This window comes from Pseudomonas sp. FP1762 (assembly GCF_030687105.1).
Lineage (GTDB): Bacteria > Pseudomonadota > Gammaproteobacteria > Pseudomonadales > Pseudomonadaceae > Aquipseudomonas > Aquipseudomonas siliginis.
The window spans coordinates 1,505,783-1,532,481 of sequence record NZ_CP117458.1 but is presented as its reverse complement, the minus strand read 5'-3'; the positions used below and the strand labels follow the sequence as shown (position 1 = coordinate 1,532,481).

Genomic DNA, 26,699 nt, shown 5'->3' with positions numbered 1-26,699 from the left:
GCCTATCGTGGGAACCGGATGCGCCGATTTTTCGTCGCCCTGCCCTGCGCCGTCCAACGAATAAAAACCCGCCTTAGGCATAAGAAAAATTTGTCAATCGAGCCTTGTCCATGAATCTGAAGTTTCTCGAGACCTTTGTCTGGGTCGCGCGCCTGAAGAGTTTTCGCCTGACCGCTGACAAGCTGTTCACCACCCAGGCATCGATTTCCAGCCGCATTGCGGTGCTCGAAGGCGAGCTGGGCATAAAGCTGTTTTTGCGCGACTCACGCGGCGTCAGCCTGACCCCGGAAGGCCTGAAAGTGCTCGACTATGCCGAGCAGATGCTCGACACCATGGCGGCGCTGAAGCAGTCGATCGAGACCCGTTCGAGCAAGGTCGGCCGGGTGCGTATCGGCGTGATGGACACAGTGATCCATACCTGGCTGAGCCCGCTGGTGGCGCAGATGACCGATCTGTACCCACGGGTGGAAATCGAATTGGTCGCGGATACCGCGCTGAACCTCTGCGATCAACTGCAAAAAGGCTTCCTTGATCTGGTTCTGCAAACCGATCTGGTCCGTCACGAAAGCGTGCGCAGCCTCGAGCTGGCGAGCCATCCGCTGGGCTGGATCGTCGCCAGCAATTCGATCTACAACCGCGACTACGCCGACCTCGCCGAACTGGCGCAGGAGCGGATCATCACCTACTCGAAAAACTCACGACCGCATCAGGATATCGTCGCGCTGATGCAGGCCAGCGGCGTCATGGCGCCACGCTTGAATTGCGTGAACTCGGTGTCGGCGATCACCCGGTTGTTGCGCGATGGCTTCGGTATCGGCGCGCTGCCGCCGGTGCTGGTGACCGAGGAGCTGGCACGGGGCGAATTGATCTTGCTCGACATCGAGCAGCGGCCGGCGAATCTGCCGGTGGTGGTGTCGTGGCGGGTCGGGGTTGAGTGGGTCGAAGAGATCGTGACGTTGTGTCAGCAGGTCCTGGCGGGGTATGCGCACAAGGTCGGCAAGGACTGCATCACCCTCACTGAATGATTAGTGGCGAGGGGATTTATCCCCGCTCGGCTGCGCAGCAGTCGTGATTGCGGCCAACGCGGTCTTTCAGTGCAGGTTTTGGGGCTGCTGCGCAGCCCAACGGGGATAAATCCCCTCGCCACAGAACTCATTCATCACAGAACCCACTCGCCACGGAACTCATTCGCCACAGAACCCACTCCCCCCATAGCCCATTCACCACAGAACCCACTCACCCCAGAGCCCACTCACCACAGAATCCCCCATGCCATAAGGCCTCTCTTGCCAGAGGGGATTGTGCAAGTCTTACAAACCGCGCACATCGCGATCTTCGATCGGCCGGCTCTGGCGCAGGCGGCGGCCGCCGAGGACGACCCAGTCGATCAGGCGGAACAGGCATTCGACGCCGAACGACAGCAGCAACGCGCCGCTCATGCCCCAGATCATCGCCTCTGGCGTCAGCAGGATCTGGTAGCTGTAGCCGTTCCAGGTTTCCTTGCGAATATCCGGATCGGCGGCCAGCACCACTTGCAGGAAGCGCACATACCACGGGCCTTGCATCGCCTGGAATTGCTTGTCCAGCGCGACCTGGCGGGTGAGCAAGGTGTTCAGGCTGTCGGCATCGCTGCGAAAAATCGGGTCTTCGCTGGCACGGTAATGTGCGACCAGCGCCTGCATATCGCCTTTGAAAAACTGATCCGCCGTGCCCTGGAAACCACGCAGACCGGTCTGCGCTTCGATCAGGTGCGCTTCGACACGCTGGGCGTAATCGTTGATGAACCCCGGCACCTGGACACCGATCAACAGGCCCGCCGCAAACAACACCAGCCGTAGATAACTGAGCAACATGGATGCAAATCCTTATTCGGTCTTGCCCTGGCTGACGCATTCGCCGCGTCGCCACAGGCTCCATTGGCCCGGTTCGTAACGGGTCCAGGTTTCGTTTTCGGTCAAAGGCTCGGTGGCAATCACCGTGACCACGTCGTTGGGCGTGGTTTCGGCCTGGAAGTCGACGATCACATCGACATCCTTGAGCCGCGCCGGGCCAAACGGGGCGCGGCGGGTGATCTGGGCGAGTTTGGTCGAGCAATAACAGAACAGCCAGTCACCGTCGCTGAGCAGGCAATTGAACACGCCTTTGCTGCGATATTCGGCGCACGCTGCGACCAGATCCGGCAGCAGCACTTCGATATCGACCGGCTCGGGGAAGGCTGCGCGTACCCGGTTGAGCAAATCGCAGAACGCCGCTTCGCTGTCGGTATCGCCGACCGGTCGGTAGAAACTCTTGATCGCAGTGAAGTCAGCGAGCTGGCCGTTGTGCGCGAAACACCAGTTGCGCCCCCACAGTTCGCGGACGAACGGGTGGGTGTTGGACAGGCAGACCTTGCCGACGTTGGCCTGGCGAATATGGCCGATGACCACTTCGCTCTTGATCGGATAACGCTGCACCAGGTTGGCAACTTCCGACTCGCTGCTCGCTGCCGGGTCCTGAAACAGCCGCAGGCCCCGCCCTTCGTAGAAGGCAATGCCCCAGCCGTCGCGGTGCGGGCCGGTACGGCCGCCGCGTTGCATCAGGCCGGTGAAGCTGAACACGATGTCGGTCGGCACGTTGGCACTCATGCCCAGTAATTCACACATGTGCGGACTCTCGGGTTACAGACGCGGCTCGACCCGCATGCGCTGCGGATTGTTCGGCACCGGCGGGCGACCGTAGCGGTCGTCACCGGCGCCGCCGAACGGTTGATCATCGTCGCGCTCTTCGGCACGGGCCGCAGCCTTGGCGGCCTCGGCGCGTTCACGCCGTGCTGCCGAGGCACGCTCGATCGGCAGGCGGATCAAGACGAAAACCAGATACACCCCGAAGGCGATCATGCCGTACATGAACAGATCGGAAACCGCGCGCCAGGCGTTGTTGCCGACCTTGAACAGCATGTCCAGGGCGGTGATGGCGATAGCCGGTGCAACTTTGGCTTTCACCGGATCGACGATGGTCGGGCTGAACAGCAACACCGCCATCAGCACACGCAGCGGCTCGCGCAGCCAACGCCACATCCAGGTGGTCAGGCGCATCCATACCAGCAGGCAGCCCACGGCGGCAAAGGCGTAAAGGCCCCAGGCGATCAGATAGTCGTTCTCGGTCATGGTGTCCATGGCAAGGCAGGCAAATAGGCGCTTATAGTAACGACTTTTCGCCCATGCGGCTTGTCCCAATACCAGACGGCCAGCAGCCGCCCCTGTGGGAGCGAGCCTGCTCGCGAATACGGACTGTCAGTTGCAACAGCGTTGCCTGACACACCGCTTTCGCGAGCAGGCTCGCTCCCACACGGGCTGCGGCGCTTTCAAGACCTGCGAAAAACCCAATTCCGAATATTGTCCGAGAGCCTTCCATGCCCCAATCCGCCAATGTCATGACTGCCCCGATTGCCCACCGGGCGCCCGGCGCCGACCCGTATGCCTGGCTGCAGGAACGCGATACCGACGCGGTGCTCGACTACCTCAAGGCTGAAAACGCTTATCAAGAGGCGCAGATCGCCGATCAGGCCGAGCTGCGCGAAAACCTGTTCAATGAGATCAAGGGCAGGATTCTGGAAACCGACCTGTCCCTGCCCTCGCCCTGGGGCCCCTACCTGTATTACACGCGCACCACCGCCGGTGACGAATACGCCCGGCACTACCGCTGCCCGCGTCCGGCGGACGACAGCCTGACCCTCGATGAAAGCCGCGAACAATTGCTGCTCGACCCGAATGCGCTGGCCAATGGCGGTTTCTTCTCGCTCGGCGCTTTCAGCATCAGCCCCGATCACCAGCGCCTGGCCTACAGCGTTGATGCCTCGGGCGATGAGATCTACACGATGTTCGTCAAGGAGCTGTCCAACGACAAGGTCAGCGAACTGGAATTCGAGGACTGCGACGGCAGCATGACCTGGGCCAACGACAGCCTGACCCTGTTCTTCGGCGTGCTCGACGACACCCATCGCCCGCACAAACTGTTCCGCTATCGCCTTGATGGCACTGCCGCCGAAGAGGTTTTTCACGAGCCGGACGGGCGTTTCTTCCTGCATTGCTACCGCGCCAGCTCCGAACAGCAATTGCTGCTGTCGCTGGGCAGCAAGACCACCAGTGAAGTCTGGGCGCTGGACGCCAACCAACCGCACCTGCCGTTCAGCTGCCTGGCGCCACGGGTCGAAGATCACGAATACGACGTCGACCACGGCCTGCTCGATGGCGTCTGGACATGGTTTATCCGTACCAACCGCGACGGCATCAACTTCGCCCTGTATCAGGCCCCGGACACTGGCGTGCCGCCGAGCGAGGCCGACTGGCAGAACCTGATCCCGCACAACGAAGAAGTGATGCTCGACGGTGTCAGCCTCAACACCGAGGCGATGACTTTGAGTCTGCGCGAAGGTGGCCTGCCGATCATCGAGGTTCACCCGCAGGGCTCGGCGCCGTATCGCGTGCAATTGCCCGATGCGGCCTACAGCCTCCACGTGCAAAACAGCTTGGAATTCGAGAGCGACCGCATTCGCTTGCGCTACGAAGCATTGAATCGCCCGGCCCAGGTGCGCCAGTTGATTCTTGCCAGCGGCGAGCAAACGGTGCTCAAGGAAACCCCGGTACTCGGCCAATTTGATGCCGACGCCTATGTCAGCCAACGCCTGTGGGCCACCGCCCCGGACGGCACGCAGGTGCCGATCAGTCTGGTGATGAAGCGCGAAATGGTCGGTAAACCGGTGCCGCTGTATCTGTATGGTTATGGCGCTTACGGCTCCAGCCTCGATCCGTGGTTTTCTCACGCCCGCCTGAGCCTGCTCGATCGCGGCATGGCCTTCGCCATTGCCCACGTACGCGGCGGCGGCGAGCTGGGCGAAGCCTGGTATCGCGCCGGCAAGCAGGAACACAAACACAACACCTTCAGCGACTTCATCGCTTGCGCTGAGTTTCTGATCCTCAACGGCATCACCACGGCGGAAAAACTGGCGATCAGCGGCGGCAGCGCCGGTGGCCTGCTGATCGGCGCGGTACTCAATCAGCGCCCGGACCTGTTCGGCGTGGCGATTGCCGAAGTGCCGTTCGTCGACGTGCTCAACACCATGCTCGACCCCGATCTGCCGCTGACCGTCACCGAATACGACGAATGGGGCAACCCGCAAGAACCGGACGTCTATGATCGGATCAAGGCTTACGCACCGTACGAAAACGTCACCGCGCAGGCTTATCCGCCACTGCTGGTGATCGCCGGCTACAACGACAGCCGCGTGCAGTACTGGGAAGCGGCCAAGTGGGTAGCAAAATTGCGCGCAACCAAGACCGACGACAATGTGCTGCTGCTCAAGACCGAACTGGGCGCCGGGCATGGCGGTATGAGCGGGCGCTATCAGGGATTACGTGACGTAGCGCTCGAATATGCATTTGTGTTCAAGGTTTTGCAGATTGCCTGAGGAACTCTGAGGGTGGCTTGGGTCTTAACAGCAGACCGCGCAGGCCGATACACCGGATCTTTCTGTGGGAGCGAGCCTGCTCGCGAATGCGCTCTGTCACTCACCTCATCGGTGACAGACGAACCGCTTTCGCGAGCAGGCTCGCTCCCACAGGGAATGGGTGTAACCCTTGAAATGTGAAAACAAAAGACCGCATCGACATGTCCGAACCGACCTTCCTGAACAACGAAATCCGCGACTGGCTGATGGACTGTGGCCTGTTCGATCAATTGCAGCTGGCCGACTTCGCGGCCGCTTCCGGCTATTTCAGCATCAGCACCGTGGCTGAAGGCGAGGCGATTTTTCGCGAGGGCGATGCCGGCAGTTTCATGTGCATCATCCACACCGGCCAGGTCGCCGTGCAGAAAACCGGCGCTGACGGCCAGGTCATCACCATGGCCACCCTGCGCAGCGGCCGGGCCTTCGGTGAAATGGCCGTGCTTGATGGCGAACGTCGTTCGGCCACGTGTATCGCGGCGAGCAACTGTCAGTTGCTCAACCTGGGCAAGGATTCGCTGGAGAAAATGCTCAACGACGCACCGAAAATCGCCGCGAAGATCATCCGCGCCCTCGCCGTCTCGCTGTCCAAACGCCTGCGCATGGCCGACGGCCAACTCGCCGCGCAACAGGTTTAGCCGCCGGGGGATTTGACCTTGTTGCCGTTCGGCTCGATGCCCGGCACCGGTTGATCCTTGCTCGGCGGGCTGGGCATTTCGATCGGTACCAGCGGCGGGCTGCCGCTGCCGGCGCCCGACTTGGGCAGGGTGATCGGGGTGATCTGCGGATACGGCGTCGGCGTCGCGGTGCCGGGCGAACCGGGTTGCGGCGTTGGGCTGACCGGAACGCTCTGCTGGGCCTGCACTGCAGTAATCGCGAGCGCGGCCAGGGTAATGACCGTTAGAATGGTGCGCTTCATCAAGGGCTCCGTTTGGCCTTTAGTCTGTGCTCAGGCTACTCCCAACGCGCCTGCTTGCCTTCCCCCCTTTAGAGATTTCCATGAAACGTTTCGTTCTGCTCGACACCACCCCGATCCCTGAAAACGGCGGTGCCCTGTGCCTGTTCGAGTATGGCGAGGATTTCGTCATCAAGATCCAGGGCGGCGACGGCGGACAGTTGATGAACACGCGCATGCACGGTTCCGAGGACGCACTGGCAGAAATTCCCTGCCGCAAGGTCGCCGGCCGGTCGAATTCGCGGGTGTTGATCGGTGGCCTGGGTATGGGTTTCACCCTCGCCTCGGCACTCAAGCACCTGGGCAAGTCCGCCGAAGTGGTGGTCGCTGAGCTGGTGCCCGGCGTAGTCGAGTGGAATCGCGGCCCGCTCGGGGAGAAGTCCGGTCGGCCATTGCTCGACCCGCGCACGGTGATCCGTCAGGAAGATGTGGCCAATGTGCTGCAAAGCGAGCCGAACGGTTTCGATGCGATCATGCTTGACGTAGACAACGGCCCCGAAGGCCTGACTCAAAAGGCCAACAGCTGGCTGTATTCCGCCGCAGGTCTGAATGCCTGCGCCAAGGCGCTGCGCCCCAAAGGTGTGCTCGCGGTATGGTCGGCCAGCGCCGACCGACAGTTTTCCGACAAATTGAAGAAGGCCGGTTTCAAAGCCGAAGAAGTCCAGGTCTTCGCCCACGGCAACAAGGGCACCCGTCACACGATCTGGATTGCCGAGAAGCTCAAGGGCTGAGCTAAACTGCGCATAACCGTCATCAGTCTTTCTGCAAAGGTGAACCCATGAGTTCGTCCACCCCCACCAACACGTCGAAGCTGGACCGCATCCTCGCCGACAACCAGCGCGACAAGGAAATGGGCTACCGCGACAAAGCCCTGAAGATGTACCCACACGTCTGCGGCCGCTGCGCCCGTGAGTTTTCCGGCAAGCGCCTGAGCGAACTGACTGTGCATCACCGTGACCACAACCACGACAACAACCCGCAGGACGGCTCGAACTGGGAGCTGTTGTGCCTGTATTGCCACGACAACGAGCACTCGCGTTACACCGATCAGCAGTATTTCGGCGACGGCTCGCTGAGCACACCGAAGATCGCCAAGGCCACGCATAACCCGTTTGCGGCCCTGGCTGGCTTGATGAAAAAAGAAGATTGAAGATCTTCATCGCCTGAGCTGGCCCTTTCGCGAGCAGGCTCGCTCCCACAGTTGAAATGCGTTCCCCTGTGGGAGCGAGCCTGCTCGCGAAGGCGGCCGGCCAGGCACCACAAATCTCGAATCTGCCCGCCCTCCCCCAATCCCCGTATAATCGCCCTCTTTTTCCCGAAGGCACCCCGCTCGTGGCAGACAAACGGTACAGCTGCATTGGTTTGTATAACCCCAAATCACCGGAGAACGTCGGTTCGGTGATGCGCGCCGCAGGCTGTTACGGCGTGGCGTCGGTGTTCTACACCGGCAAGCGTTATGAACGCGCGGCCGATTTCGTCACCGACACCAAGCGCGTGCACTACGACATCCCGTTGATCGGCATCGACGACCTGAAAAAAATCCTTCCGCTCAACTGCGTGCCCGTCGCGGTAGAGCTGGTCGAAGGCGCACGGCCGCTGCCGGAATACACCCACCCCGACCGCGCCCTCTACATCTTCGGCCCGGAAGACGGCTCGCTGGATAAAGAGATTCGCGACTGGTGCGAAGACGTCGTGTACATCCCCACCACTGGCTGCATGAATCTCGCCGCCACGGTCAACGTCGTGCTCTACGACCGCATGGCCAAGGGCCTGAACACGCGCTCCGGGCCGAAATTCCGCTGAAGCGTCGCACATTCGATGGAACAAGCTGACGGCCCCGGCAGTCAGCTTATCTATCAATCGCACCCTGCCTGGAGATAGATCATGAGCGAGCTCAAACGCGTAGAACGCATCGAATCCACCCCGTTCCAGTCGCCTTCGCACAAGAATGTGCATGGCTGGGAGCGCGTCGGCTCGTTGACCGGCGGCGTGCTGATGGTCGGCAAGGGCCTGCGCCGTGGCGGCGTATTCGGCCTGCTGCAAGTGGCGCTCGGCGGCATGGCCGTAGCCCGTGGCATCACCGGACACTGCTCGGCGAAAAGCCTGTTGGAAAAAGGCCGTCAGGACATGAGCAACGTGCGGGCGAAGATCGAACGCGCCGGGGAAGAACTGAGCAAGTTGAAGACCAATGCCGAAGTGGCCACGGAAACGGCGACCGTCACCGGCAATGATTCGCTGACCTCGCCGAAGGCCGGCGTCTGAGGCTTTAAAGCAAAAGATCGCAGCCTGCGGCAGCTCCTACACGGAATCACGTTTTCCATTGTAGGAGCTGCCGAAGGCTACGATCTTTTGATTTTTACGGGTTCAACAACTCACCACCTCATCAACCCGCGCGAAAAATCAGATGATCTTCCCAGTCATCCTCCGGCACGCTGCCTTCGGCGAGCATGCGCCCGGACTGGGAAATCCGCTCATGGTGCACCGCGTCGCGGTCGCCACACACCAGGTGATGCCATAACGGCAGATCCTTGCCCTCGCTGACCAGACGATAACCACAGGTCGGCGGCAGCCACTTGAATTCCTCCGCCTGACCCGGCGTGAGCTGAATGCAGTCAGGGACAAACTTGATCCGGTTCGGATAATCGCTGCACTGGCAGGTTTTCAGATCCAGCAGTTTGCAGGCGATGCGCGTGTAATAGACGCTGTTGTCTTCTTCGTCCTCGAGCTTTTGCAGGCAGCACAGACCGCAGCCGTCGCACAGCGATTCCCATTCCTCGTGATCGAGTTGATCGAGGGTTTTGCGTTTCCAGAACGGTTCGACTATGGCGGCCATGGCTCAAGCATCAACATCAAGGTGGTGAAAAGGCCGCCAGTCTAGTGCCAGCGGGCGCGGGGGCCAAGCGCTGGCGACTGCCGGTAAATCCGCTTGTCAGCGCCAGCGCCGCCCACTGAGCAACCTGGTGACTACCCTTTGAAACCAATGTGGGAGCGAGCCTGCTCGCGAAAGCGCTGTGTCAGGCACGCTGTTGTCGACTGACACGCCCTCTTCGCGAGCGGGCTCGCTCCCACGATGATCGGCGCTGGATCAATAACCGCGGGTGAAATCCACTTCCCCACTCAACGCCTCACCCGCCTCGTACGCCTTGAGGTTCTGCACAAACAAATCCACCATCAGCGCCGGCGAGGTCGGTGCCGAGCTGTGCCCGGTCAGGAGCAAGCCCCACGCGGTCCAGAATGGATGGCGTTGCGGCAATGGTTCCTGACGGCAGACGTCGATCACCGCGCCGGCCAGATGCCCTTCCTTCAAAGCTTCAACCAGATCGGCATCGACCACTGCCACACCGCGTCCAGCGTTGATGAACAGTCCGGTCGGTTTGAATTGCTTGAACAACGCCGCGTCGTAGATATCGTGGGTGTGTTCGGTGTTCGGCAGCAGATTGACCACGTAATCCACTTCGCCCACCAGACGCGGAAGATCGGCCAGCGCGCCGACTTCGACAAATGGTGCCTGTTCGCGGGCACTGCTGGCGATGCCGTACAGCTCGACGCCGAACGGCCGCAGAAACTGCGCAACGCTCTGGCCGATGTCACCGGTGCCAACGATCAGCACCTTGCGCCCGACCAGACTCTGGCCGCTGCGGTTGTCCCACTTGCGCTCGACCTGGCTGACCAGCCGCGCCAGCACTTCGCGCTCGTGGCCGAGGATGTAGGTCAAAACATATTCGGCCATGACCTGACCGAAGATTCCCACGGCGCGGGTCAGGCGATAGTCGCGGCGCAGGCCGTCGGCGAGCAGCGGCGTGATGCCGGCCCAGGTCGATTGCAGCCATTGCGGTTGATGGCCCTGGCGCAGCAAGGTCGCCAGCAGATCCGGCTGGCCCAGCCACACCGGGCAATCGGCGGCCTGACGCGCCAGTTCGGCGGAGTCGCCGCTGGTCAGGATTTCAAGCTCGGGCAGCGCCTGACGCAGCAGGCGGGCGTATATCGCGTAGTCGTGTTCGGCAATCAGAACGCGCATCTTCAAACCTTTCGCAAACCGTGCAGACAGCCGCCGGGGTCGGGCCGGCCATCGCGGTAAAAACAGTTCCAGGGTTAACCGAGGCCCAGAACAGGGCCTCGCGGGTCAGACCGGGTCGTTGCGTCGCAGCAACTCTTCGGGCAAGTGCTCGATGTACTCGTCCTCGGCCGGTGGCATTTGCAGGTGATAGCCCTGCTTGTCGAGGTTTTCCAGAACCACGGTGATGTCTTCGCTGGCCAGCTTGCGCTCGGGCGACAGCACCAGATCGAAGGAATGCTTCGCTTTGCCAAAAGCCGTCATCAGCGCTTCCGGCACGCGCTCGAGCGCATCGCTCTTGAGCACGTAGAGATACATGCCGCTGCGCTTGGAGCTTTGGTAGATGGAGCAAATACGTTTCAATGCTGTTCTCCGGCGGTGGCCAGGCTGTCGAGCAGCTTCTGGCCGAGCAATTCGCGGCGCCAGCCACGCAGCGAATCGGGCAATTGGTAAGGCCCCTCGGGGAAGCCGCTTTTGACCAGGGCTTCGAGGGTTTTCTTGCGCAGCATCAGTTCCGGGGCAATACCCAGGCGTTCGGCCTCGGCCTGACCCAGCGCGCGCAGTTGCTTGATCAGCGCAGCGGCTTCGATCGGCAACGGCTCCGGCACTGCCGGCGGCCATTGATCTGGCCCCACACTGCCAGAGCGCTTGATCAGATCAAGCAGAAACTGACCGTCCTGACGTACGGTACGCGGGTGCATGTCTTCAATCTTGCCCAGCGCCGCGAGGTTATCCGGCTGCGTGCGGGCCAAGGGCCACAGCGAGTGTTCACGGACGATGCGGTTGCGCGGCAGGTCGCGGGCGCGGGCTTCTTTTTCGCGCCAGGCGCACAGCTCACGCAGCACGGCGAGTTGTGCACGGGACAACTTCCACGCCAGTTTCGCCTCGCGATACACCTCGTAAGGATCAGTTTCGCGGCGCAGGTTGGCGACCAGTTCGGCGCCATCCTCCAGCACCCAGGCGAACTTGTCGTCGGACAGCTTGGGCCGCAACTCGACGAACACCTCGGCCAGATGCACGGCATCTTCGGCGGCATAGCTGATCTGGGTTTCGGACAGCGGGCGCTGCAACCAGTCGGAACGGGTTTCGCCCTTTGGCAGGTCGATGCCGAGCACCTCCTGCACCAGACGCGAGTAGCCCATCGAAAAGCCGAGGTTCAGGTAAGCGGCGGCCAGTTGCGTGTCGAACAGAGGCGCCGGCAGGCTGCCGGTCAGGCGCAACAGTACTTCGAGGTCTTCGCTGCAGGCGTGCAGGACTTTCAGCACCGCCGGGTTTTCCAGCAACTCGGCCAGCGGTTGCCAGGCGTTGATGGTCAGCGGGTCGATCAGGTAGGCGCGTTTGCCGTCGCCGATCTGCAACAGGCCGGCAATCGGATAGAAGGTGTCGACCCGCATGAATTCGGTGTCGAGGGCAACGAACGGCAGCTGCTGCCACTCGGCGCAAAACTGCGCGAGGCTTTCGTTGTCGCGAATCCAGTGAATATCGATAGCCACACGGCTCTCCCTTGAAGAATGGCGCGCAGTATATATCGCCACCGACGATTTACGCGCCTTTGAAGGGCAAGAGCTGTAAGGAAATGTCTTGCCTGTCAGCAAGAATAGTCTGACAGCAGAAACAGAAAGGCCCGTCGCATTGGCGCGACGGGCAGGAAACGCTTCACTGCTTGGCCAACACGCCGTCGATCACCGCGCCACGACAGCCGGCAAACATGTCCAAGGCAGGTTGATAGACGCTGCTGCGCACTTCCAGCAGGCCGAGCATCGAGTGGAACAGATTGTCCTGGCTCAGCGGCTTGTCCCGGCTCAGTTGCAGGCAATGGGTGTCGACCGAATAGGCCTTCTGATAGCTGTCAGAGAACCACGCCAGCATCGCTACATGCTTCTGTTGCTCGGGCGCCAGCATATAAGGCGTGCCGTGCAGAAACAGGTTGTACTCGCCCAGCGATTCGCCGTGGTCCGACAGATAGAGCATGGCGGTGTCGACTTTGTCCTGATTGCTGCGCAGCACATCGATCAGGCTCGCCAGCACATGGTCGGTGTAGACCAAGGTGTTGTCGTAACCGTTGACGATACTTTCGCGACTGCAATTGTTCAGCGCGTTACTTTCACAGACCGGAGTGAAGTGTTCGTACTCCTTGGGATACCGCTTGAAGTAGTCCGGGCCGTGACTGCCCATCTGGTGCAGAACCAGGACGGTGTCCTTGTCCAAGTGATCGATAAAACTTTGCAGCCCTTGCAGGAGGATTTCATCGCGACATTCGCTGTTGGCGCACAGCGCAGGGTCTTGCAACTTGCTGACATCCTGCACCGTGACGCGGTCGCATGTGCCTTTGCAGCCGGACTGGTTATCGCGCCAGATCACATCGATGCCGGCACGCTTGAGCACATCGAGCAAGCCCTCTTCATTCCTGGCCTTGCTGGCGTTGTAATCCTTGCGACCCATGTTGGAGAACATGCACGGTACCGAAACGGCGGTTTCCGTGCCGCAGGAATGCACGTCAGTGAAAGCGATCAGCCCGGCCTCTTTGTCCAGTTGCGGGGTGGTGTCTCGGTCGTAACCGAGAATGCCGAAGTTCTGCGCTCGCGCACTTTCCCCTACCACCAGCACGGTGAGGGATTTGCGTGGCTGTAGCTGCAAGTCGGGGTTGCGCTGGGCATCTTCGCCGATCTTGATGAACGGCTGCTGCGCCGAGACAACTTGCTCTTGCAGATAACCAATGGATGCGCCGATGTAATTGCTCGGCACCAGCATCAGGCGAATTTCGTGGTGATTGCGAAACAGCGACGACAAACCTTGATAGTTGGCCAATGCCACAACACCGATTACCGCCGCCGAGGCAACACTGACAATAACTTTGCTGAACAACTCGCGATGCCAGCGCCGATAATTGACCGGTACTTTCCACAACAACAAACACGGCAAAACACCCAGCAAGAGAATATAAGCGAACAACTTCAACGAGAGCAGATCACGCACTTCCGTCGCGTTGGTCTCGGCAAAGTTGCGCAACATGCCCGCATCAATCATGACGCCATATTGGCTCATGAAATAAGCCACGCCGGCGCTGACTAAAAACAAAAGAGTCAAAAGTGGTTTAAGCAGTGGCCGGAACGCGAATATCGTCAGCACGATATTGAACGCGGCAAGGATCATCACGCCGAACGCCACGCGCATGGCGATGCCCTTGCCATCGGCGGCGGTGATCTCGAACAGGTGTTGCCAAAGCACCAGATTGAAACCGAGCAACAAAAAGGCGCTGGCAAACAACGTCACCCATTCCGGGCGCACGGCTTTTAACTTCAACATGATGAGTGACTGTTCCTGAAAGAAGAGCCTCGTCGATTGTGAAAAATTCATTCACCGAGGCATGCCAAACTTTAGGCAGGCATGGATCAATTTTTCGTGAAAAAGATGCTAATGATTAGTTGCCTCGGAGTACGAACGTGAAAGTTTGCGAGTATTTGAGAATGGTTCAGGGTTTATTCAGTTTCAGGCACTTCACAATGTCCTCTGTGGGAGCGAGCCTGCTCGCGAAAGCGCAGTGTCAGCAAATGATTGTTGGTCTGGAGTAACGCATTCGCGAGCAGGCTCGCTCCCACATCGGGACAGCGGTGTTATCGAGTTTTTAGGTCTGGCCCGGCATTTTCTGATTTGCCGATGCGCGCGACGCCACGCCTAATCATCAGCCTCTGCACTCAAAGGCCCGCTGATGAATCACTCCCGCCCCGCCGCTTGGCTGATACTCGCGATCATTCTTGTCGCACTTAATCTGCGCCCCTCAATGGCAGCCATCGGGCCGCTGCTGTCGGCGATCCGTGGCGATATACCGTTGAGCTTCACGCTTGCCTCTTTGCTGACGATGCTGCCGGTCATGGCCATGGGGCTGGCGATGTTCTTCGGCCTGCGCATCAGCCAGCGTCTGGGCGAACAACGCACGGTGCTGCTGTCGCTGCTTGTCATCGGGCTGGCGAGCCTGTCACGGCTGTTTATCGATTCTGCGGGCGAGCTGATCGTCAGCGCGATACTGGCCGGTATTGGCATAGCCCTGATTCAGGCATTGATGCCGGCGCTGATCAAGACGCGCTTTGCTGACAACGTGGCGTTGTGCATGGGCATCTACGTGACTTCGATCATGGGCGGCGCCGCGATTGCCGCATCGTTCGCGCCGCTGGTGATGGTGCAGACCGGCAGTTGGCGCGTGGGGCTGGCCATCTGGGCGGCGTTGGCATTGGTCGCATTGCTGGTCTGGTGCTTGCAGCCAGCGCAAGCCCTATCAAGGGTGACCCAGCGGGAGCCTTTCATCACGCGCCGTCGCGCCTGGTTGCTGGCGATTTTCTTTGGCCTCGGTACGGCGTCCTACACCTGCGTCCTCGCCTGGCTGGCCCCGTACTACGTAGAAAAAGGCTGGAGTGAACAAACCGCCGGGTTGATGTTGGGTTTTCTTACAGCGATGGAGGTCATTTCCGGGCTGGTAGTGCCGGCGATCGCCAATCGCAGCCGTAACCGGCGTGGGATATTGGCGGTTCTGCTGTTGCTGATCATCGGCGGTTTCTGCGGGCTGATTCTCGCCCCGCCATCTCTGGCCCTGTTATGGCCTTGTCTGTTGGGGTTGGGGATTGGCGGTCTGTTTCCGATGAGCCTGATCGTTGCACTGGATCACTGCGACGAGCCGCAGCGCGCCGGTGGCCTGACCGCGTTTGTACAGGGGATCGGTTATCTGATCGCAGGACTGTCGCCGCTGTTGGCAGGGATCATTCGCGATCGGCTGGGCAGTTTCGAAGGTGCGTGGTGGGCGCTGACTGCGGTAATGGTGCTCATGCTGCTGATGGTTGTGCGCTTCAACCCTCGCGACTACACACGTCGCTTGCCCTGCCCGGGCTAGAGGCCTCTGGCCATCTTTTGCGCACGAGATTGGCAACGTCGTGTTGCTAAAAGTTTCTGTCCCACATGTGTCCGTGAAATGTCCTACAAAGGTTTCTCCTGGCACCATCGTTCCGTTAGGATCGTACGCACACGTTTGCGCGAATTCTGCGCAAGGGGCACAGCGAGACGGAACTCATGCTGAACAGTAATTTGCTTCGCAAGCTCGATATGCAGGACTTGATGGTATTCGTCGCCGTGTACGAGCAGAGCAGTGTCACCGATGTCTCGGAAACCCTGTTCGTCAGCCAGTCCACCGTCAGTTATTGCCTGAAGAAACTGCGCACCAGTTTCGAAGACGAACTGTTCATCAACACCCGCACCGGCATGCGCCCGACCTACAAGGCCTGCAGCATGTACGGCCATGTGCAGAAAATCCTCGAAAGCATCAACCTCTGCCACGCCGGTGCCCCGGCCTTCGACCCGAGCCGGCAGGCGGTGACTTTCAACATCTGCGCCCCGGAATACTTCGAGCAATTGATTCTGCCGCGTCTGTTGAAGCGCTTCGACTTCGATGACTTACCGGTGATGGTCAACATGCACAAATTCGAAACCGACGTTCCGGCCGAAGAGTTGCGCGACGGCAGCCTCGATCTGGTGATCAGTTTCGGCCCGCACTTTCACCGCCAGCATGCGGATCTGAAATCACGGATGTTGCTGGAAGATGACCTGGTCTGCGTCTTCGACAAACGCGCCACACCACTCGAACCGCGCCTGAGCCTGCAAGCATTCACCGAACGTCGGCATGTGTTTCCAACGCCGTGGACTTCAAGCACCAACATGGTCGACGGCTGGCTCGCACGGCAAGCGCAAAAACGTCAGATTGTCGCGCGATCGAACAGCTACAGCGCCGCGTTGAAGATGATCACCGGCACCGATTTCATCCTCACCCTGCCCCGGCGTATCCAGCGTCTGCTGACCAACGACGCGGTGTTCAACCACTGCGAAGCGCCCAACGGCCTGCCGGGTTTCACCCTCGACATGCAGTGGAGCCAGAACGCCGATCAGGACAGCGCCAACGTCTGGCTGCGCGAGCAGGTGATTCAGGTGTGCAGCGAGCTGGACAACGCCTGAACGTCAGATGCCGATCGCGGCTTTGCTGTACGACTCGCGATCAATGTCGAGCAGTTCGACGCACAGTTGGACTTCGAGCCCGGCCGGCCATTCGCAGAGTTCCTGCAACACCGCCAGCAGGCTTTGCGAGAGCTGCTTCTTTATCTCCGCCGAGCGCCCGCTGAGCAAGGCCAGTTTCACATGGACGAAGGCGCGCTCGCCCTGCGCCGTGCCGACCTTGAAGTTGTCGATCTTGATCGCGCGGCTCTTGATATCGAACTCCGCGCCGAACTGACCGGAACCGACCAGCGTGTTGTTGAGCCGGATCAGGGCGATGTCAGCGTTCAACTGCGTCAGGTTGGCGGTGTATTCCATGTGCAGGTGTGGCATTGCGGATCTCCAGTCGGCGGATGCGGGGGGCGTACATATACCACAATCACACAGCGTCATTTGGGGGAGCGAGCCTGCTCGCGAAAGCGTCCTTTCAGTTTGCACACCCGCGCCTGCCGAACCGCTTCGCGAGCAGGCTCGCTCCCACAGGGATACGTGGCATCTGTTAGATCTGAATAAGCGGCCGTTCACTCATGAATGCTTCCAGCCGCGAGCGCAGCCAGCGTTCGGCAGGGTCGCTGTCGACGTGGCTGAGCCAGACCATCGACAGGTCCAGTGTTGGCGTCTTGAACGGGAACGGTTCCTGGAACAGCGCCCCGGACGCCGCCATCGCCGCTGCGGTGTAATCCGGCAGGCTGGCGATCAGGTCGGTGCCGGCCAGCAAAGCCGGCAGTGCGCTGTATTGCGGCACCGACAACACCACCTGCCGCGTGCGCCCCAGTTCCGCCAGCCACTCATCGGCGTAGCCACTGACATTGGCCGTGTGCGACACCAGCACATGCGGGCGAGCGCAATATTCGTCGAGGGTCAGCGGCGTATCAGAGGCATCGGCGCGCAGGATGCTTGGCTGGATATGCCGCAGCAGTTTGCGTTTGGCGTTGGCCGGCAGGCCACGGGTCTGGCTGATGCCGACGGTGATATCGCCGGCAGCGAGCAGGTCGGGAATGCGCCAGTAATCGACATGTTGCACCACGAACACCACGCTCGGCGCCTCTTGGCGCAACGCGCGCAACAGCGGCGGCAGCAGGCCGAATTCGACGTCGTCGGACAGGCCGATGCGAAAGGTCATGGTGCTGGTGGCGGGATCGAAATCGCGGGTCAGGCTCAGCGCCGCCGAGAGTGAATCCAGTGCCGGTTTGAGATGGCGGTAAATGTCTTCGGCACGAGCCGTCGGTTCCATGCGATGGCCGACGCGGATGAACAGCGGATCGTTGAGCATCGTGCGCAAACGGTTGAGCGCCGAGCTGATGGTCGGCTGGCCAAGAAACAGCTTCTCCGCCGCGCGGGTCACGTTGCGTTCGAGCATCAGGGTCTCGAACACCACCATCAGGTTGATGTCGGCCTTGCGTAGTTCATTGCGGTTCATCCTTTGCCCCTGCTCCCCGGAATAGCGGCAGTGTAGAAAGGCCCAGGAACCGCGTCTATGGGCCGCTGCGCCGAACAGTCACTGAAGGGTCAATGAAGCGTCAACGCCAGAATGCCAATGGCCAGTTTGCGCGGATCGAGTCCCATGCCCAGCGCTCTCGGGCTGACGGCATCGGCGTGCTGGAAACGAATCACCAGCACGCCTTCACGCTCAATGCGCTGCTGGACTTCAGCTGGCAGGTCAACGGCGACAACGTTCGCTTCGGCCTTGAGCAAGCGGGTGGAGAGCACCGGCACATCGTTGACGCTAATCTCCAGCCCCTGTTCGGTATGCGCCGACGCAATCAAAGCGTTGGCTTCCAGCACAAATGATCTCACCGGGGCCTCGGGCCGCAGAATGATTTGCGATTCACTGCCCTCGGACCACGTGCCCCACGGTTCGCTTTTCGACCATCCGCTGCCGAGGAAAAACGTCGCCAGGCTGGTAACGTTGAAGGTCACGCGCTCGTTCGACTTCATTGACGAAATCAGCGTAAGGGGATCAGAGGCCACGATAGGCGGGCAATCGGCGCAACGCTTCCAGCCGGGCGCCAGCACGTTCAAACCGTCGATTCTGGCGAGTACGTCAGTCTCGCGATTGAGAGTCAGCGCGGCCGGCAGCACAGTGCGGCTATCGAGTACATACAGCGTATCGGTGGCGTATTGACCAGAGCTGACCATCTGGTCGGCCACAGCTTGGGCCGCCTCGGTGGCCTTGGTACTCATGCGGCCGAGGTAGACCGCATTGGTCGGCAGATGATGGCGTCCCGCATACTCGGCCAGCGTTCGCCACTGCTCCGGATAATTCTCCGGGCGCAGCCAGCGCACCGCCTGATAATGGCGGGCTGCCTGATCCCAGAACGGATCAACCAGTGGCGTCGGCCATTGTGGCGCCGGCGTGGCCATGAACAGGTTGCGCGACTCTCCCCAACCGGAACGCGTATCCGCCACTTGCAGCAACAGGGCAATGCTCAGCAGAATCCGTGCCGTGCGCGAAGTATGGCCGCGAATCACCACGTACAGAATGGCGAAAATCGCCATGTACATGACAGGCCAGATCATCCGCCCCGAACCGCGAAAAATTGTCGCCACCGCCACCACCGCATCCGGCAGCGGGATGTGCAACTCGAATGGGCCGACCCCGATGTTGTTGGAAAACGCAAACAGCGCCAGGCCGGCGAGCGCGAGCAACAGCAACGGGTAGCGACGTGGCTTGAGGTGAACATCCGTGCCGCGTTGCAGCCATGCCGCGAAGGCGCAGATGAACAGGAACACCACACCCAAACCAAGGAAAGCAAAACCGTCACCATCGCCCAACACACCGGGCATGTCGCGCAGGGCAAACGACCAGGTTCCCGGGTCGAAAAAGCTCAGCACATTGGCGCGGAACAGACCGTAGCCCATCAGTGCCAGGCCGTCATCGCCGACGCTGAAGTAGCCCGCCTGCCAGCAACACAGACTCACCAGCAAAAACAGACCGATCAGTTCGGCCACAGCTTTGCGCGGCGCCAGATGTCGCCGCAGGGTGTGTGCTGCGAGATCGGCGAGCCAGATCAGCGCAATCATCGCCAGCAAATAGGCGTGAATCAGCGCGGCCGCCGCCAGCAACGTTCCCCAGGCCAGAGAGCGTTTTGGCGTGAATGGCCGCAGCGCCAGGTACAGCGCGGCCAGCAACATGAAATGCCCGCCCAGGGACAGGTGCACGCTCATGCGGATCAGCATGGCCGGAACGAATAAAAACAGCCCGGTGCCGAGCAATCGCAGAACCGCGTCGCGGCTCACCAGGCCGAGCAGTTTCCAGGCAAACCAGCTCTGCAGAATGAAGCAGGTCAGCAACCACAGTCCGAAATACTGAAACGGCTCCGGCAACAGCGCCGAAAACGGCTTGAACAGAAAGGCAAACAGCGGATTGGAATCGGAAAAGATCAAGCCATTGCTCAATTCAAGTCCATAAGACGGATTGAGCCCCAGCGGAAAGCTCCATGGCGAGTGCCGGAAAAACACCCAACCCTGGTAATGGGTGGCCGGGTCGCCGTCGCCCAGCCAGGCAATGTTCATCGGGTTCAACGCCCGTGGGCCGACCACGATAAAAAAGGCCAGAATGCCTAGCAGCACAGGCAACAGCGCAGCCGCCCGAGAGGTTGAGCAAAGCTTCATCGATACGTCCAGAAATTATGCAAAACGAATGTGAACGCCGGCACCGTCATGGCCACGGCACCGATCCCGAGCAGATAATGCAACCCCGCCACTTGCGCCGCCCAGGCAACCAGCATCGCCAATAGAAAACCGCCCGCCGAGACCGACACAAAGCGCAGTAACGTGCGCCCGTGCAGGCGAGCTGAAAAGCTCCAGGTGGTATTGATCACATACGACACAACGGTCGCCACGGCAAAGGCGAAACCATTGGCCAGCGGCGGTTCGGGCGCGATGAAGCGGATGAACATCACGGCCACCAGCGCATGCAGCGCAGTGACGAACAGCCCGGTCAGGGCAAAGCGCAGACCACGGCGAACCAACGCTGAACGATCACTGTCGATCACGGTTTCTGCGCCAGCACGAAGACGCTCAAACCGGCCAGCCGGTTGCTGCCCATCAACGGCAACTCCAGTCGGCAAAGAGTCTTGAGCACGCTGTTGACCCACGGGTGATGACGCTTGAGTTGCGACTGCGGCCGTGCGGTTTGCGAACCTTGAGGTATCAGGCGCAACGCTGCGGCGATAGGAAACACCGCACCGAAATAGTAGGCGCCGCGCTGCACGGTCAAACCGGCATCGCCCGCCAGGGTTTCGAATTGCGCGAGGGTGTAGCGTCGCTTGTGCTCAAGAAAATCATCATGACCGCTCCAGAGAAACTGGAACGCTGGCACTGTCATCAGAAAACGGCTGCCCGAAGGCACTTTATCGACATAGCTTGTGAGCAGGCCGAGGTCGTCGTCGACATGCTCGAGCACGTCCATCAGTAACACCAGATCGGCATCGATGCTGTCGATGCCGCGGCGGTAATGCACCGGTTTGCCCGCGGTGGTGGCGCTTGAATCGGCGGGGTAACTGATGTCGACGCACCACGCCTCATGCGCGTCGGTGTGGGTCAGCAGATGATGCGAGAAAAACCCCGAGCCGGCACCGACATCGAGTATTCGTCGGATCGGCATGTTACCCAGCAATCGCCGGGTCGCCGCCGCTTTGCAGCAGTAATACCAATGCTCATCGATGCTGTCGCCGAGGATGTCGGTTTCCTTGAGATCCATCTGTCAGTCCTTGGGGTCGTAAACGCGACGCACCAGAAAAACCGGCCGGCGTTTGGATTCGATATAGGTGCGGCCAAGGTATTCGCCGAGTACGCCAATGCCGATCAATTGCAGACCGCCAAGGAACGTGACTGCAACCATCAGCGAGGCATAACCAGGCAAGTCGACACCGTGGATCAGTGTGCGCAGGACAATGAACATGGCGAACGCAAACGACACCAGCGAAACCGTTGCCCCCAGGTAAGTCCAGACCCGCAGCGGCTCGGTGCTGAAACTGGTGATGCCTTCGAGGGCGAAGTTCCACAGCCGCCAGCCATTGAATTTGCTTTGCCCGGCCACGCGCTCGGGGCGCTCGTAGTCGACATGAGTGGTGCGGAAACCGACCCAGGCGAACAGACCTTTCATGAAGCGTCGCGACTCAGGCAGGGTCAGCAAGGCATCGACCACGCAGCGGTCCATCAAGCGGAAGTCGCCAACGTTCTCCGGCAACGGCTGTTCGGCGATGCGGTTGTGCAGGCGATAGAACCAGTGGGCCGAGGTCGATTTGGCCCACGTGTCGCTGCGGCGGCTGACACGATGCCCCAGCACCACTTCGTAACCTTCGCGCCAGCGCTCGATCATCTGCAAAATGACTTCCGGCGGGTCCTGCAGATCGGCGTCGATCGGAACCACGATCTGCCCGGTGGCCATTTGCAGACCGGCCGACAACGCCGCTTCCTTGCCGAAGTTGCGGCTTAGATCGACGATGCGCAGACGCGAGTCTTGCCGCTGCCGCTCAAGCAAGCGCTCAAGGGTGGTGTCGGTGCTGCCATCGTTGATGAAGACCAGTTCAAGATCGATCAGTGCCTGCGTCTGAAAGACGTCGTCGATGCGCGAAAGAAAGCTGTCGAGGCTGTCGGCCTCGTTGAAAACGGGGATCACCAGCGACAACGTCACCTGCCCGGCCTGTTGCGTTCCGTGCTCAGTCAAAGGAGTGCTCTTTTTATAGTTTGTCGGTCATCGAAAGTCTTTCGAGGCCATGAGCCGTGCCGTATTAAGCAGCAGCCGGCACGCACGTGCAAGCAGGACACGGCGTCATATCGGCCAATTCGCCGGGCAGTCGCGGCGCTCTGGTCAGCGTCTTTCAGAAACATCCGCGAACGATTGGAAACAAATCCGCGATAGCCAAAAAAACCCGCTGCGCTAGGCTTGCGTCGATGCGCCACACAGGTTGGCGCGCCTTTCTATCGCAGGGAGCGAACCCCATGTATTTCGAAATCTACCGACAAACCCGAGGCACCCCCAGCACTGGCAAAGGCCAGTGGCGCTGGCGTCTGCGTGCGCGCAACCACGAGACGGTGGCCAGTGGCGAATCGTATGTGAACAAGGCTGATTGCCTGCACGTGATCAACCTGATCAAAGCCGTTCAAGGCGAGACGCCGATCAAGGAGATTTGAGCGAAACCACATTCATCAAAGGTGCATGTGCTGCATTTGTTGCTTCCATGCACCCCAGCGCCTCTAGCAGCGCGCGCAGAGATGCGTCGACAGTGGAGCGAACCGGGAAAGCATCAGAGCTGTAATAGAACCACGCCGACCAATATGGCAATCACTGCCGATATCGCCAGCACTTGCGTCGAGGTCAAGGCCAGCGCTGCATCCCTGGAACGGCCGACGAAGCGGCCGCGAATCTGATGCCGATCCGGCTGCGCTTCGAACAGGTTGTCCGGGTGCTCGTTGTCTTCAGGCTCATTGGTCTGCTGACCGGACCATGCACTTCGCGCCATCAAACGGTCGAGCAGACCGGGCATGACCGACTGCCCAATAATCGCTTTGATCGTCGACCACCCTAGCCACAACTCTCGCGGAGGATGCTTTACCACACTGAAAATCGCCCGTGCCGCTACGTCGGGGTCGTGAATCGGTGGCACAGGTTGGGGACGCTTGGGCAATTTGTTGCGCGCCCAGTCGAACTGCGGGGTATTGATCGCGGGCAATTGCACCATGCACACGCGAATATGGCTGCGCTCATGCAGCAACTCACAGCGCAACGAGTCGGTAAAACCGCGCACGGCAAATTTTGCCCCGCAGTAAGCGGCCTGCAACGGAATGGCCCGATAGGCCAGCGCCGAGCCGACCTGAATGATCAATCCTTTGTTACGCGGACGCATCAACGACAGCGCTGCCAACGTGCCATGAACCGTGCCGAGATAGGTCACCTGAGTAACCCGCTCGATCTCGGCGGCAGACAATTGTTCTATCGGCGAAAGCACCGTGACCATCGCCGCGTTAACCCATACCGCCAGCGGCCCGAGCGCGGTTTCCAGTTGCTGGGCGGCCTGCTGCACGGCGAGCGCATCGGCGACGTCGACGCTGACTGTTTCAACCTGAACGCCATACGCTTGCAGTTCCTCTTGCGTGGCGGCCAGGCCCGCCGGATCACGCGCCAACAGTCCGATGCGGTAGCCGCCAGCGGCAAACCGATGGGCCACCGCGCGCCCTACGCCAGCACTGGCGCCGCTAATCACCACCAAAGATTGCTCCTGCATGAACCGTCCTCGTCGACGCTCAGTCGATCGGCCCGTTATTGATCATCAAGTCATCGCTCACTGCCAATATCTCCTCGGGGATCGGGTCCCTCACTGGTTGTTCAATGCAGTCTTTAGGATGGACGCCGAACGTGCGCCGTCAGTTCGTTTTTTCAGCCGAGCATCGAGCGCAGCTTGCGCAAAAGGTCCACCGGCGCGTAGGGCTTGGCGATCAATTCGAACTCATTGTCAGCCAGCTCATTGGGCGTCGACTTGTCCGCGCAGTACCCGGTCGTCAGCAGGATCTTCATGGCCGGATAGCGTTGGCTGATTTCCCGCGCCAGTGCCAGCCCGTTCATGTCGCCCGGCATGACCAAATCGGTGAATACCAGGTCGTATTCGCTACTCTGCAGCACGGCCAGCGCCTCGCTCGCATCTGCAGCGAGGTCGGTGTGGTAACCCTGTTCGGACAATACAAAGCGCGCCAGTTCAGCGACTTCGGCGCGATCCTCGACGATCAGGATGCGCTCCGTGCCCTTGAGATTTTCTGCGGCTTCAGCGGAGCCAGGTGCCGATAGCTGACTGTCATCCGCAGGGAAGAACAGGCGCACCGTGGTACCGAGCCCCGGCGTCGATTCGATTTTGACCACACCGCCGGATTGCTTGACGAAGCCGTAGACCATCGATAGCCCGAGGCCAGCGCCGCTACCTTCCTCTTTCGTGGTGTAGAACGGCTCCATGACCTTGTCGAGATCGTCGGCGGCAATGCCCACGCCGTTATCGGCGATCGCAATGCAGACGTAACGCCCCGCCGCCAATCCGCCCTGGTGCGGATCGGTCGCGTCCGGGACCACGACGTTGCGGGTCAGCACGGTAATCGCTGGCTGTTGCCGGTCAACCAATGCGTCGCAAGCGTTGGAAAGCAAATGGTTCAGCGCCATCTCGGCCTGCGCCGGGTCGAGCCGGCAGTTCCACAAGTCCTCGGCCAGTTCGAATCGCGGTTCCAGATCGGCGGATTCATGCGTCGGCAGCGCAGAGCGCTCAAGCAAGGCATTGAGATTGATCACCCGGCCTTCGAGCCGTTGTCGGCGGGAGAATGCCAGCAGATGCTGGGTCAGCAAACGTGCTTTTTCCGCCGCCGCGCGAGCGTGGCCGGCGCCTACCACGATGCGTTGCGGATCAATGCTCGGCCGCTTGGCGGTGTGCTGGATCAGCTCGATGTAGCCGATCATCACTTGCAACAGATTGTTGAAATCGTGGGCGATGCCACCGGTCAACTGGCCCAGCGCTTCCATGTTCTCGCTGTAGCGCAGGCCGTCCTCGGCGTCGCGTCGGCGGCTGACGTCCATTTGCGAAGCGAAGAAATACACCAGTTGCCCGCGCTCGTTGAACAACGGCGCGATGAACAGCTCGTTCCAGAACGACGATCCGTCCTTGCGATAGTTGAGCACCTCCACGCAGGTTTCGTGTTGATGTTTCAGCGCTTGCTTGACCCGTTGCAACACCGCGCGATCAGTCTGCTCGCCTTGCAGAAACCTGCAGTTACGCCCGAGCACTTCTTCCAGCTCGTAGCCGCTGAGTTCAAGAAACGCATTGTTGGCAAAAATGATGGGATCGTCGGGCTGCGCTGGATCGGTGACAATCATGGCCATGCGGCTGACCTGCACCGCCGCGAAAAACACATCTTTGCGTTCTTGCGAAAGGGTCGCCGCATCGGCGCGGTCGACGATCGGCCTGGATTTTCTGGGCAAGTTGACCTCCGCTAAGTGACTCCGTTTCGCTGTGACCATCATCAGCGAGCGAAGTGCCGAGGCCGGACACCGCCAGGGCGGGTGTCCGATGAATTGTCGCATTCCATCGATGGATCCGAATCGCCTCGCTGATTGTCGAAAGCTCACCGAGAACTGCACGCAAGATCTGAAATCCGATCCGCCAGGGAGAACCACCGTGGATTTGTTGTTTCTGGGCACGTCTGCCGGCGTGCCGACCCGCCAGCGCAACGTCAGCGCGACTGCATTGATCGCCTCTGCCGGCAAGGGCTGGTACCTGATCGATTGCGGTGAAGGCACTCAGCATCAGGTGCTGCGCACGCCGCTGTCGCTGAGCGAGTTGCGGGCGATTTTCATCACCCACGTGCATGCCGATCACTGCCTGGGCTTGCCGGGTCTGTTGGCGAGCACCGGCATGTCCGGACGCACGCGGCCACTGGACATTGTGCTGCCAACATCGCTGCATCCATGGCTGAAAATGAGTCTGGAGGTGACGCAATCGTATCTGCCGTTCGAGATCAACCTGCACGCTGTGGAAACGCTCACGGAGTGGCGCAACGTTAACGTTCAGGTGCAGACCGTCGAACTGTCACATCGGGTGCCGTGTCACGGTTATGTGTTCACCGAGTCCGACCCGGAACCGCGTCTGGACGTGCAGCGCCTGGATGCCGAGGGTATCGAACGCGGCCCGCTTTGGGGTCAGTTGGCCCACGGTCAGGACGTGGAGGTTGACGGGCGGATGCTGCACGCTCGCGACTATCTGCTGAGTTCACGACCTGATCGACGCATCATTGTCTGCGGCGATAACGATCGGCCGGCACTGCTGGCCGAAGTGGCGCAATCGGCGGATGTGCTCGTGCATGAAGCGACATTCGTGCAGGCAGCAATCGACCGCGCTCGTGCCAGTTACGGCCACAGCAGCGCCGCCGCTGTCGCTGGATTTGCCGAATCAGCCGGGGTGCGCAATCTGGTATTGACGCATTTCAGCGCGCGCTATCAGGCCAATCCGGCGGTGAGCCCGTCGATCGAGGATGTGCGCAACGAAGCGGCAGCGTTGTATCACGGCCAACTGATTCTGGCGCGGGATCTGCAGCGCTATCACCTCGACCGTTTGGGGCATTTGCAGCCCGTAGCGATCGAGCGCAAATCTTTGCAAGTCACCAAGATTTCACAGTGATTAACCGGGGCGCGCCGCCTG

The 26,699-nt window shown here is 60.5% G+C and carries 28 protein-coding genes; 11 read left to right on the top strand and 17 right to left on the bottom strand.

Annotated elements, in window-relative coordinates; all coding sequences use genetic code 11:
- The first annotated feature begins 110 nt into the window (after positions 1–110).
- The gene (locus PSH90_RS06715) at positions 111–1,025 is read left to right on the top strand and encodes a LysR family transcriptional regulator (RefSeq protein WP_305382402.1); all 915 of its coding nucleotides are present in this window, start codon (positions 111–113) and stop codon (positions 1,023–1,025) included.
- A gap of 285 nt (positions 1,026–1,310) precedes the next feature.
- Here the strand turns inward: PSH90_RS06715 and PSH90_RS06710 are convergent, their stop codons facing one another.
- Genes PSH90_RS06710 through PSH90_RS06700 form a run of 3 tightly spaced genes read right to left on the bottom strand, consistent with a single transcriptional unit; the run spans position 1,311 to position 3,155 of the window.
- Positions 1,311–1,853: a DUF2937 family protein gene (locus PSH90_RS06710; RefSeq protein WP_024012023.1), complete on the bottom strand. Its 543-nt coding sequence runs from the start codon at positions 1,851–1,853 to the stop codon at positions 1,311–1,313.
- Between the two features lie 12 nt (positions 1,854–1,865).
- Positions 1,866–2,642 (bottom strand): class II glutamine amidotransferase, encoded by a 777-nt coding sequence (locus tag PSH90_RS06705; RefSeq protein WP_041478844.1) that lies wholly within the window; start codon positions 2,640–2,642, stop codon positions 1,866–1,868.
- A gap of 15 nt (positions 2,643–2,657) precedes the next feature.
- Complete coding sequence (locus tag PSH90_RS06700) at positions 2,658–3,155, bottom strand: hypothetical protein (protein WP_041478845.1); 498 nt, start codon at positions 3,153–3,155, stop codon at positions 2,658–2,660.
- Between the two features lie 236 nt (positions 3,156–3,391).
- Here PSH90_RS06700 and PSH90_RS06695 point away from each other — a divergent pair, with 236 nt between their 5' ends.
- Both PSH90_RS06695 and PSH90_RS06690 read left to right on the top strand, forming a co-directional pair.
- Positions 3,392–5,446: a S9 family peptidase gene (locus PSH90_RS06695; protein ID WP_305382401.1), complete on the top strand. Its 2,055-nt coding sequence runs from the start codon at positions 3,392–3,394 to the stop codon at positions 5,444–5,446.
- A gap of 200 nt (positions 5,447–5,646) precedes the next feature.
- Positions 5,647–6,120 (top strand): cyclic nucleotide-binding domain-containing protein, encoded by a 474-nt coding sequence (locus tag PSH90_RS06690; protein WP_016771227.1) that lies wholly within the window; start codon positions 5,647–5,649, stop codon positions 6,118–6,120.
- On the opposite strand, the gene PSH90_RS06685 is transcribed toward PSH90_RS06690, so the two are convergent.
- Positions 6,117–6,401, bottom strand: a complete 285-nt coding sequence (locus PSH90_RS06685) for a hypothetical protein (protein WP_016771228.1) — start codon at positions 6,399–6,401, stop codon at positions 6,117–6,119. The two genes, PSH90_RS06690 and PSH90_RS06685, sit on opposite strands and share 4 nt — an antisense overlap.
- 80 nt (positions 6,402–6,481) lie before the next feature.
- On the opposite strand from PSH90_RS06685, the gene PSH90_RS06680 reads away from it, so the two are divergent.
- From PSH90_RS06680 to PSH90_RS06665, 4 genes are all read left to right on the top strand, one after another.
- A complete protein-coding gene (locus tag PSH90_RS06680; protein WP_056783581.1) occupies positions 6,482–7,168 on the top strand; it encodes a spermidine synthase in 687 nt (228 codons plus the stop codon).
- A gap of 47 nt (positions 7,169–7,215) precedes the next feature.
- Positions 7,216–7,587 (top strand): YajD family HNH nuclease, encoded by a 372-nt coding sequence (locus PSH90_RS06675; RefSeq protein WP_003222612.1) that lies wholly within the window; start codon positions 7,216–7,218, stop codon positions 7,585–7,587.
- 182 nt (positions 7,588–7,769) lie between these two features.
- On the top strand, positions 7,770–8,240 hold the full coding sequence (locus tag PSH90_RS06670; RefSeq protein ID WP_007911337.1) for an RNA methyltransferase: 471 nt from the start codon (positions 7,770–7,772) through the stop codon (positions 8,238–8,240).
- 81 nt (positions 8,241–8,321) lie between these two features.
- On the top strand, positions 8,322–8,699 hold the full coding sequence (locus PSH90_RS06665; protein ID WP_252877654.1) for a DUF2892 domain-containing protein: 378 nt from the start codon (positions 8,322–8,324) through the stop codon (positions 8,697–8,699).
- A gap of 121 nt (positions 8,700–8,820) precedes the next feature.
- Here the strand turns inward: PSH90_RS06665 and PSH90_RS06660 are convergent, their stop codons facing one another.
- From PSH90_RS06660 to PSH90_RS06640, 5 genes are all read right to left on the bottom strand, one after another.
- Entirely contained in the window at positions 8,821–9,270 is a 450-nt protein-coding gene (locus PSH90_RS06660) for a YcgN family cysteine cluster protein (protein ID WP_016771232.1), read from the bottom strand.
- A 252-nt stretch (positions 9,271–9,522) separates the two neighbouring features.
- The gene (locus tag PSH90_RS06655) at positions 9,523–10,455 is read right to left on the bottom strand and encodes a D-2-hydroxyacid dehydrogenase (RefSeq protein ID WP_305382399.1); all 933 of its coding nucleotides are present in this window, start codon (positions 10,453–10,455) and stop codon (positions 9,523–9,525) included.
- 105 nt (positions 10,456–10,560) lie between these two features.
- Complete coding sequence (locus PSH90_RS06650) at positions 10,561–10,854, bottom strand: YcgL domain-containing protein (protein ID WP_041478850.1); 294 nt, start codon at positions 10,852–10,854, stop codon at positions 10,561–10,563.
- Complete coding sequence (gene rnd, locus PSH90_RS06645; protein ID WP_305382398.1) at positions 10,851–11,984, bottom strand: ribonuclease D; 1,134 nt, start codon at positions 11,982–11,984, stop codon at positions 10,851–10,853. The genes PSH90_RS06650 and rnd overlap by 4 nt, the downstream gene beginning before the upstream one ends.
- A gap of 163 nt (positions 11,985–12,147) precedes the next feature.
- A complete protein-coding gene (locus PSH90_RS06640; RefSeq protein WP_041478852.1) occupies positions 12,148–13,797 on the bottom strand; it encodes a phosphoethanolamine transferase in 1,650 nt (549 codons plus the stop codon).
- A 403-nt stretch (positions 13,798–14,200) separates the two neighbouring features.
- On the opposite strand from PSH90_RS06640, the gene PSH90_RS06635 reads away from it, so the two are divergent.
- Together PSH90_RS06635 and PSH90_RS06630 are read left to right on the top strand one after the other, a co-directional pair.
- A complete protein-coding gene (locus tag PSH90_RS06635; RefSeq protein WP_305382397.1) occupies positions 14,201–15,373 on the top strand; it encodes a cyanate transporter in 1,173 nt (390 codons plus the stop codon).
- Between the two features lie 176 nt (positions 15,374–15,549).
- A complete protein-coding gene (locus PSH90_RS06630; RefSeq protein WP_056783567.1) occupies positions 15,550–16,485 on the top strand; it encodes a LysR family transcriptional regulator in 936 nt (311 codons plus the stop codon).
- A gap of 3 nt (positions 16,486–16,488) precedes the next feature.
- On the opposite strand, the gene PSH90_RS06625 is transcribed toward PSH90_RS06630, so the two are convergent.
- From PSH90_RS06625 to PSH90_RS06600, 6 genes are all read right to left on the bottom strand, one after another.
- Positions 16,489–16,854 (bottom strand): 5-carboxymethyl-2-hydroxymuconate Delta-isomerase, encoded by a 366-nt coding sequence (locus tag PSH90_RS06625; protein ID WP_041478855.1) that lies wholly within the window; start codon positions 16,852–16,854, stop codon positions 16,489–16,491.
- Positions 16,855–17,020: 166 nt separating this feature from the next.
- Entirely contained in the window at positions 17,021–17,941 is a 921-nt protein-coding gene (locus tag PSH90_RS06620; protein WP_056783563.1) for a LysR substrate-binding domain-containing protein, read from the bottom strand.
- 89 nt (positions 17,942–18,030) lie between these two features.
- On the bottom strand, positions 18,031–20,136 hold the full coding sequence (locus tag PSH90_RS06615; RefSeq protein WP_305382396.1) for a DUF6311 domain-containing protein: 2,106 nt from the start codon (positions 20,134–20,136) through the stop codon (positions 18,031–18,033).
- Entirely contained in the window at positions 20,133–20,519 is a 387-nt protein-coding gene (locus PSH90_RS06610) for a GtrA family protein (protein WP_252877648.1), read from the bottom strand. Before PSH90_RS06610 ends, PSH90_RS06615 begins: the two co-directional genes overlap by 4 nt.
- Positions 20,516–21,226 (bottom strand): bifunctional 2-polyprenyl-6-hydroxyphenol methylase/3-demethylubiquinol 3-O-methyltransferase UbiG, encoded by a 711-nt coding sequence (locus tag PSH90_RS06605; RefSeq protein ID WP_305382395.1) that lies wholly within the window; start codon positions 21,224–21,226, stop codon positions 20,516–20,518. Before PSH90_RS06605 ends, PSH90_RS06610 begins: the two co-directional genes overlap by 4 nt.
- Before the next feature lie 3 nt (positions 21,227–21,229).
- The gene (locus PSH90_RS06600) at positions 21,230–22,195 is read right to left on the bottom strand and encodes a glycosyltransferase family 2 protein (protein WP_150636528.1); all 966 of its coding nucleotides are present in this window, start codon (positions 22,193–22,195) and stop codon (positions 21,230–21,232) included.
- Between the two features lie 275 nt (positions 22,196–22,470).
- Here PSH90_RS06600 and PSH90_RS06595 point away from each other — a divergent pair, with 275 nt between their 5' ends.
- Complete coding sequence (locus PSH90_RS06595; RefSeq protein ID WP_016771242.1) at positions 22,471–22,662, top strand: DUF1508 domain-containing protein; 192 nt, start codon at positions 22,471–22,473, stop codon at positions 22,660–22,662.
- A 113-nt stretch (positions 22,663–22,775) separates the two neighbouring features.
- Here PSH90_RS06595 and PSH90_RS06590 read toward each other — a convergent pair whose 3' ends face one another.
- Positions 22,776–23,753 carry an SDR family oxidoreductase gene (locus PSH90_RS06590; RefSeq protein WP_041478857.1) on the bottom strand — a complete coding sequence of 326 codons (978 nt, stop codon included), beginning with the start codon at positions 23,751–23,753 and terminating at the stop codon, positions 22,776–22,778.
- Between the two features lie 152 nt (positions 23,754–23,905).
- The gene (locus PSH90_RS06585; RefSeq protein WP_305382394.1) at positions 23,906–25,483 is read right to left on the bottom strand and encodes a histidine kinase famiy protein; all 1,578 of its coding nucleotides are present in this window, start codon (positions 25,481–25,483) and stop codon (positions 23,906–23,908) included.
- Positions 25,484–25,679: 196 nt separating this feature from the next.
- Here PSH90_RS06585 and PSH90_RS06580 point away from each other — a divergent pair, with 196 nt between their 5' ends.
- On the top strand, positions 25,680–26,678 hold the full coding sequence (locus PSH90_RS06580; RefSeq protein ID WP_256809436.1) for a ribonuclease Z: 999 nt from the start codon (positions 25,680–25,682) through the stop codon (positions 26,676–26,678).
- The last annotated feature ends 21 nt before the right edge of the window (positions 26,679–26,699 follow it).

Coding starts and splice junctions, on each gene's coding strand:
- PSH90_RS06715 (WP_305382402.1), top strand. CDS start 111: ATGAATCTGAAGTTTCTCGAGACCTTTGTCTGGGTCGCGCGCCTGAAG.
- PSH90_RS06710 (WP_024012023.1), bottom strand. CDS start 1,853: ATGTTGCTCAGTTATCTACGGCTGGTGTTGTTTGCGGCGGGCCTGTTG.
- PSH90_RS06705 (WP_041478844.1), bottom strand. CDS start 2,642: ATGTGTGAATTACTGGGCATGAGTGCCAACGTGCCGACCGACATCGTG.
- PSH90_RS06700 (WP_041478845.1), bottom strand. CDS start 3,155: ATGGACACCATGACCGAGAACGACTATCTGATCGCCTGGGGCCTTTAC.
- PSH90_RS06695 (WP_305382401.1), top strand. CDS start 3,392: ATGCCCCAATCCGCCAATGTCATGACTGCCCCGATTGCCCACCGGGCG.
- PSH90_RS06690 (WP_016771227.1), top strand. CDS start 5,647: ATGTCCGAACCGACCTTCCTGAACAACGAAATCCGCGACTGGCTGATG.
- PSH90_RS06685 (WP_016771228.1), bottom strand. CDS start 6,401: ATGAAGCGCACCATTCTAACGGTCATTACCCTGGCCGCGCTCGCGATT.
- PSH90_RS06680 (WP_056783581.1), top strand. CDS start 6,482: ATGAAACGTTTCGTTCTGCTCGACACCACCCCGATCCCTGAAAACGGC.
- PSH90_RS06675 (WP_003222612.1), top strand. CDS start 7,216: ATGAGTTCGTCCACCCCCACCAACACGTCGAAGCTGGACCGCATCCTC.
- PSH90_RS06665 (WP_252877654.1), top strand. CDS start 8,322: ATGAGCGAGCTCAAACGCGTAGAACGCATCGAATCCACCCCGTTCCAG.
- PSH90_RS06660 (WP_016771232.1), bottom strand. CDS start 9,270: ATGGCCGCCATAGTCGAACCGTTCTGGAAACGCAAAACCCTCGATCAA.
- PSH90_RS06655 (WP_305382399.1), bottom strand. CDS start 10,455: ATGCGCGTTCTGATTGCCGAACACGACTACGCGATATACGCCCGCCTG.
- PSH90_RS06640 (WP_041478852.1), bottom strand. CDS start 13,797: ATGTTGAAGTTAAAAGCCGTGCGCCCGGAATGGGTGACGTTGTTTGCC.
- PSH90_RS06635 (WP_305382397.1), top strand. CDS start 14,201: ATGAATCACTCCCGCCCCGCCGCTTGGCTGATACTCGCGATCATTCTT.
- PSH90_RS06630 (WP_056783567.1), top strand. CDS start 15,550: ATGCTGAACAGTAATTTGCTTCGCAAGCTCGATATGCAGGACTTGATG.
- PSH90_RS06625 (WP_041478855.1), bottom strand. CDS start 16,854: ATGCCACACCTGCACATGGAATACACCGCCAACCTGACGCAGTTGAAC.
- PSH90_RS06620 (WP_056783563.1), bottom strand. CDS start 17,941: ATGAACCGCAATGAACTACGCAAGGCCGACATCAACCTGATGGTGGTG.
- PSH90_RS06615 (WP_305382396.1), bottom strand. CDS start 20,136: ATGAAGCTTTGCTCAACCTCTCGGGCGGCTGCGCTGTTGCCTGTGCTG.
- PSH90_RS06605 (WP_305382395.1), bottom strand. CDS start 21,226: ATGGATCTCAAGGAAACCGACATCCTCGGCGACAGCATCGATGAGCAT.
- PSH90_RS06595 (WP_016771242.1), top strand. CDS start 22,471: ATGTATTTCGAAATCTACCGACAAACCCGAGGCACCCCCAGCACTGGC.
- PSH90_RS06590 (WP_041478857.1), bottom strand. CDS start 23,753: ATGCAGGAGCAATCTTTGGTGGTGATTAGCGGCGCCAGTGCTGGCGTA.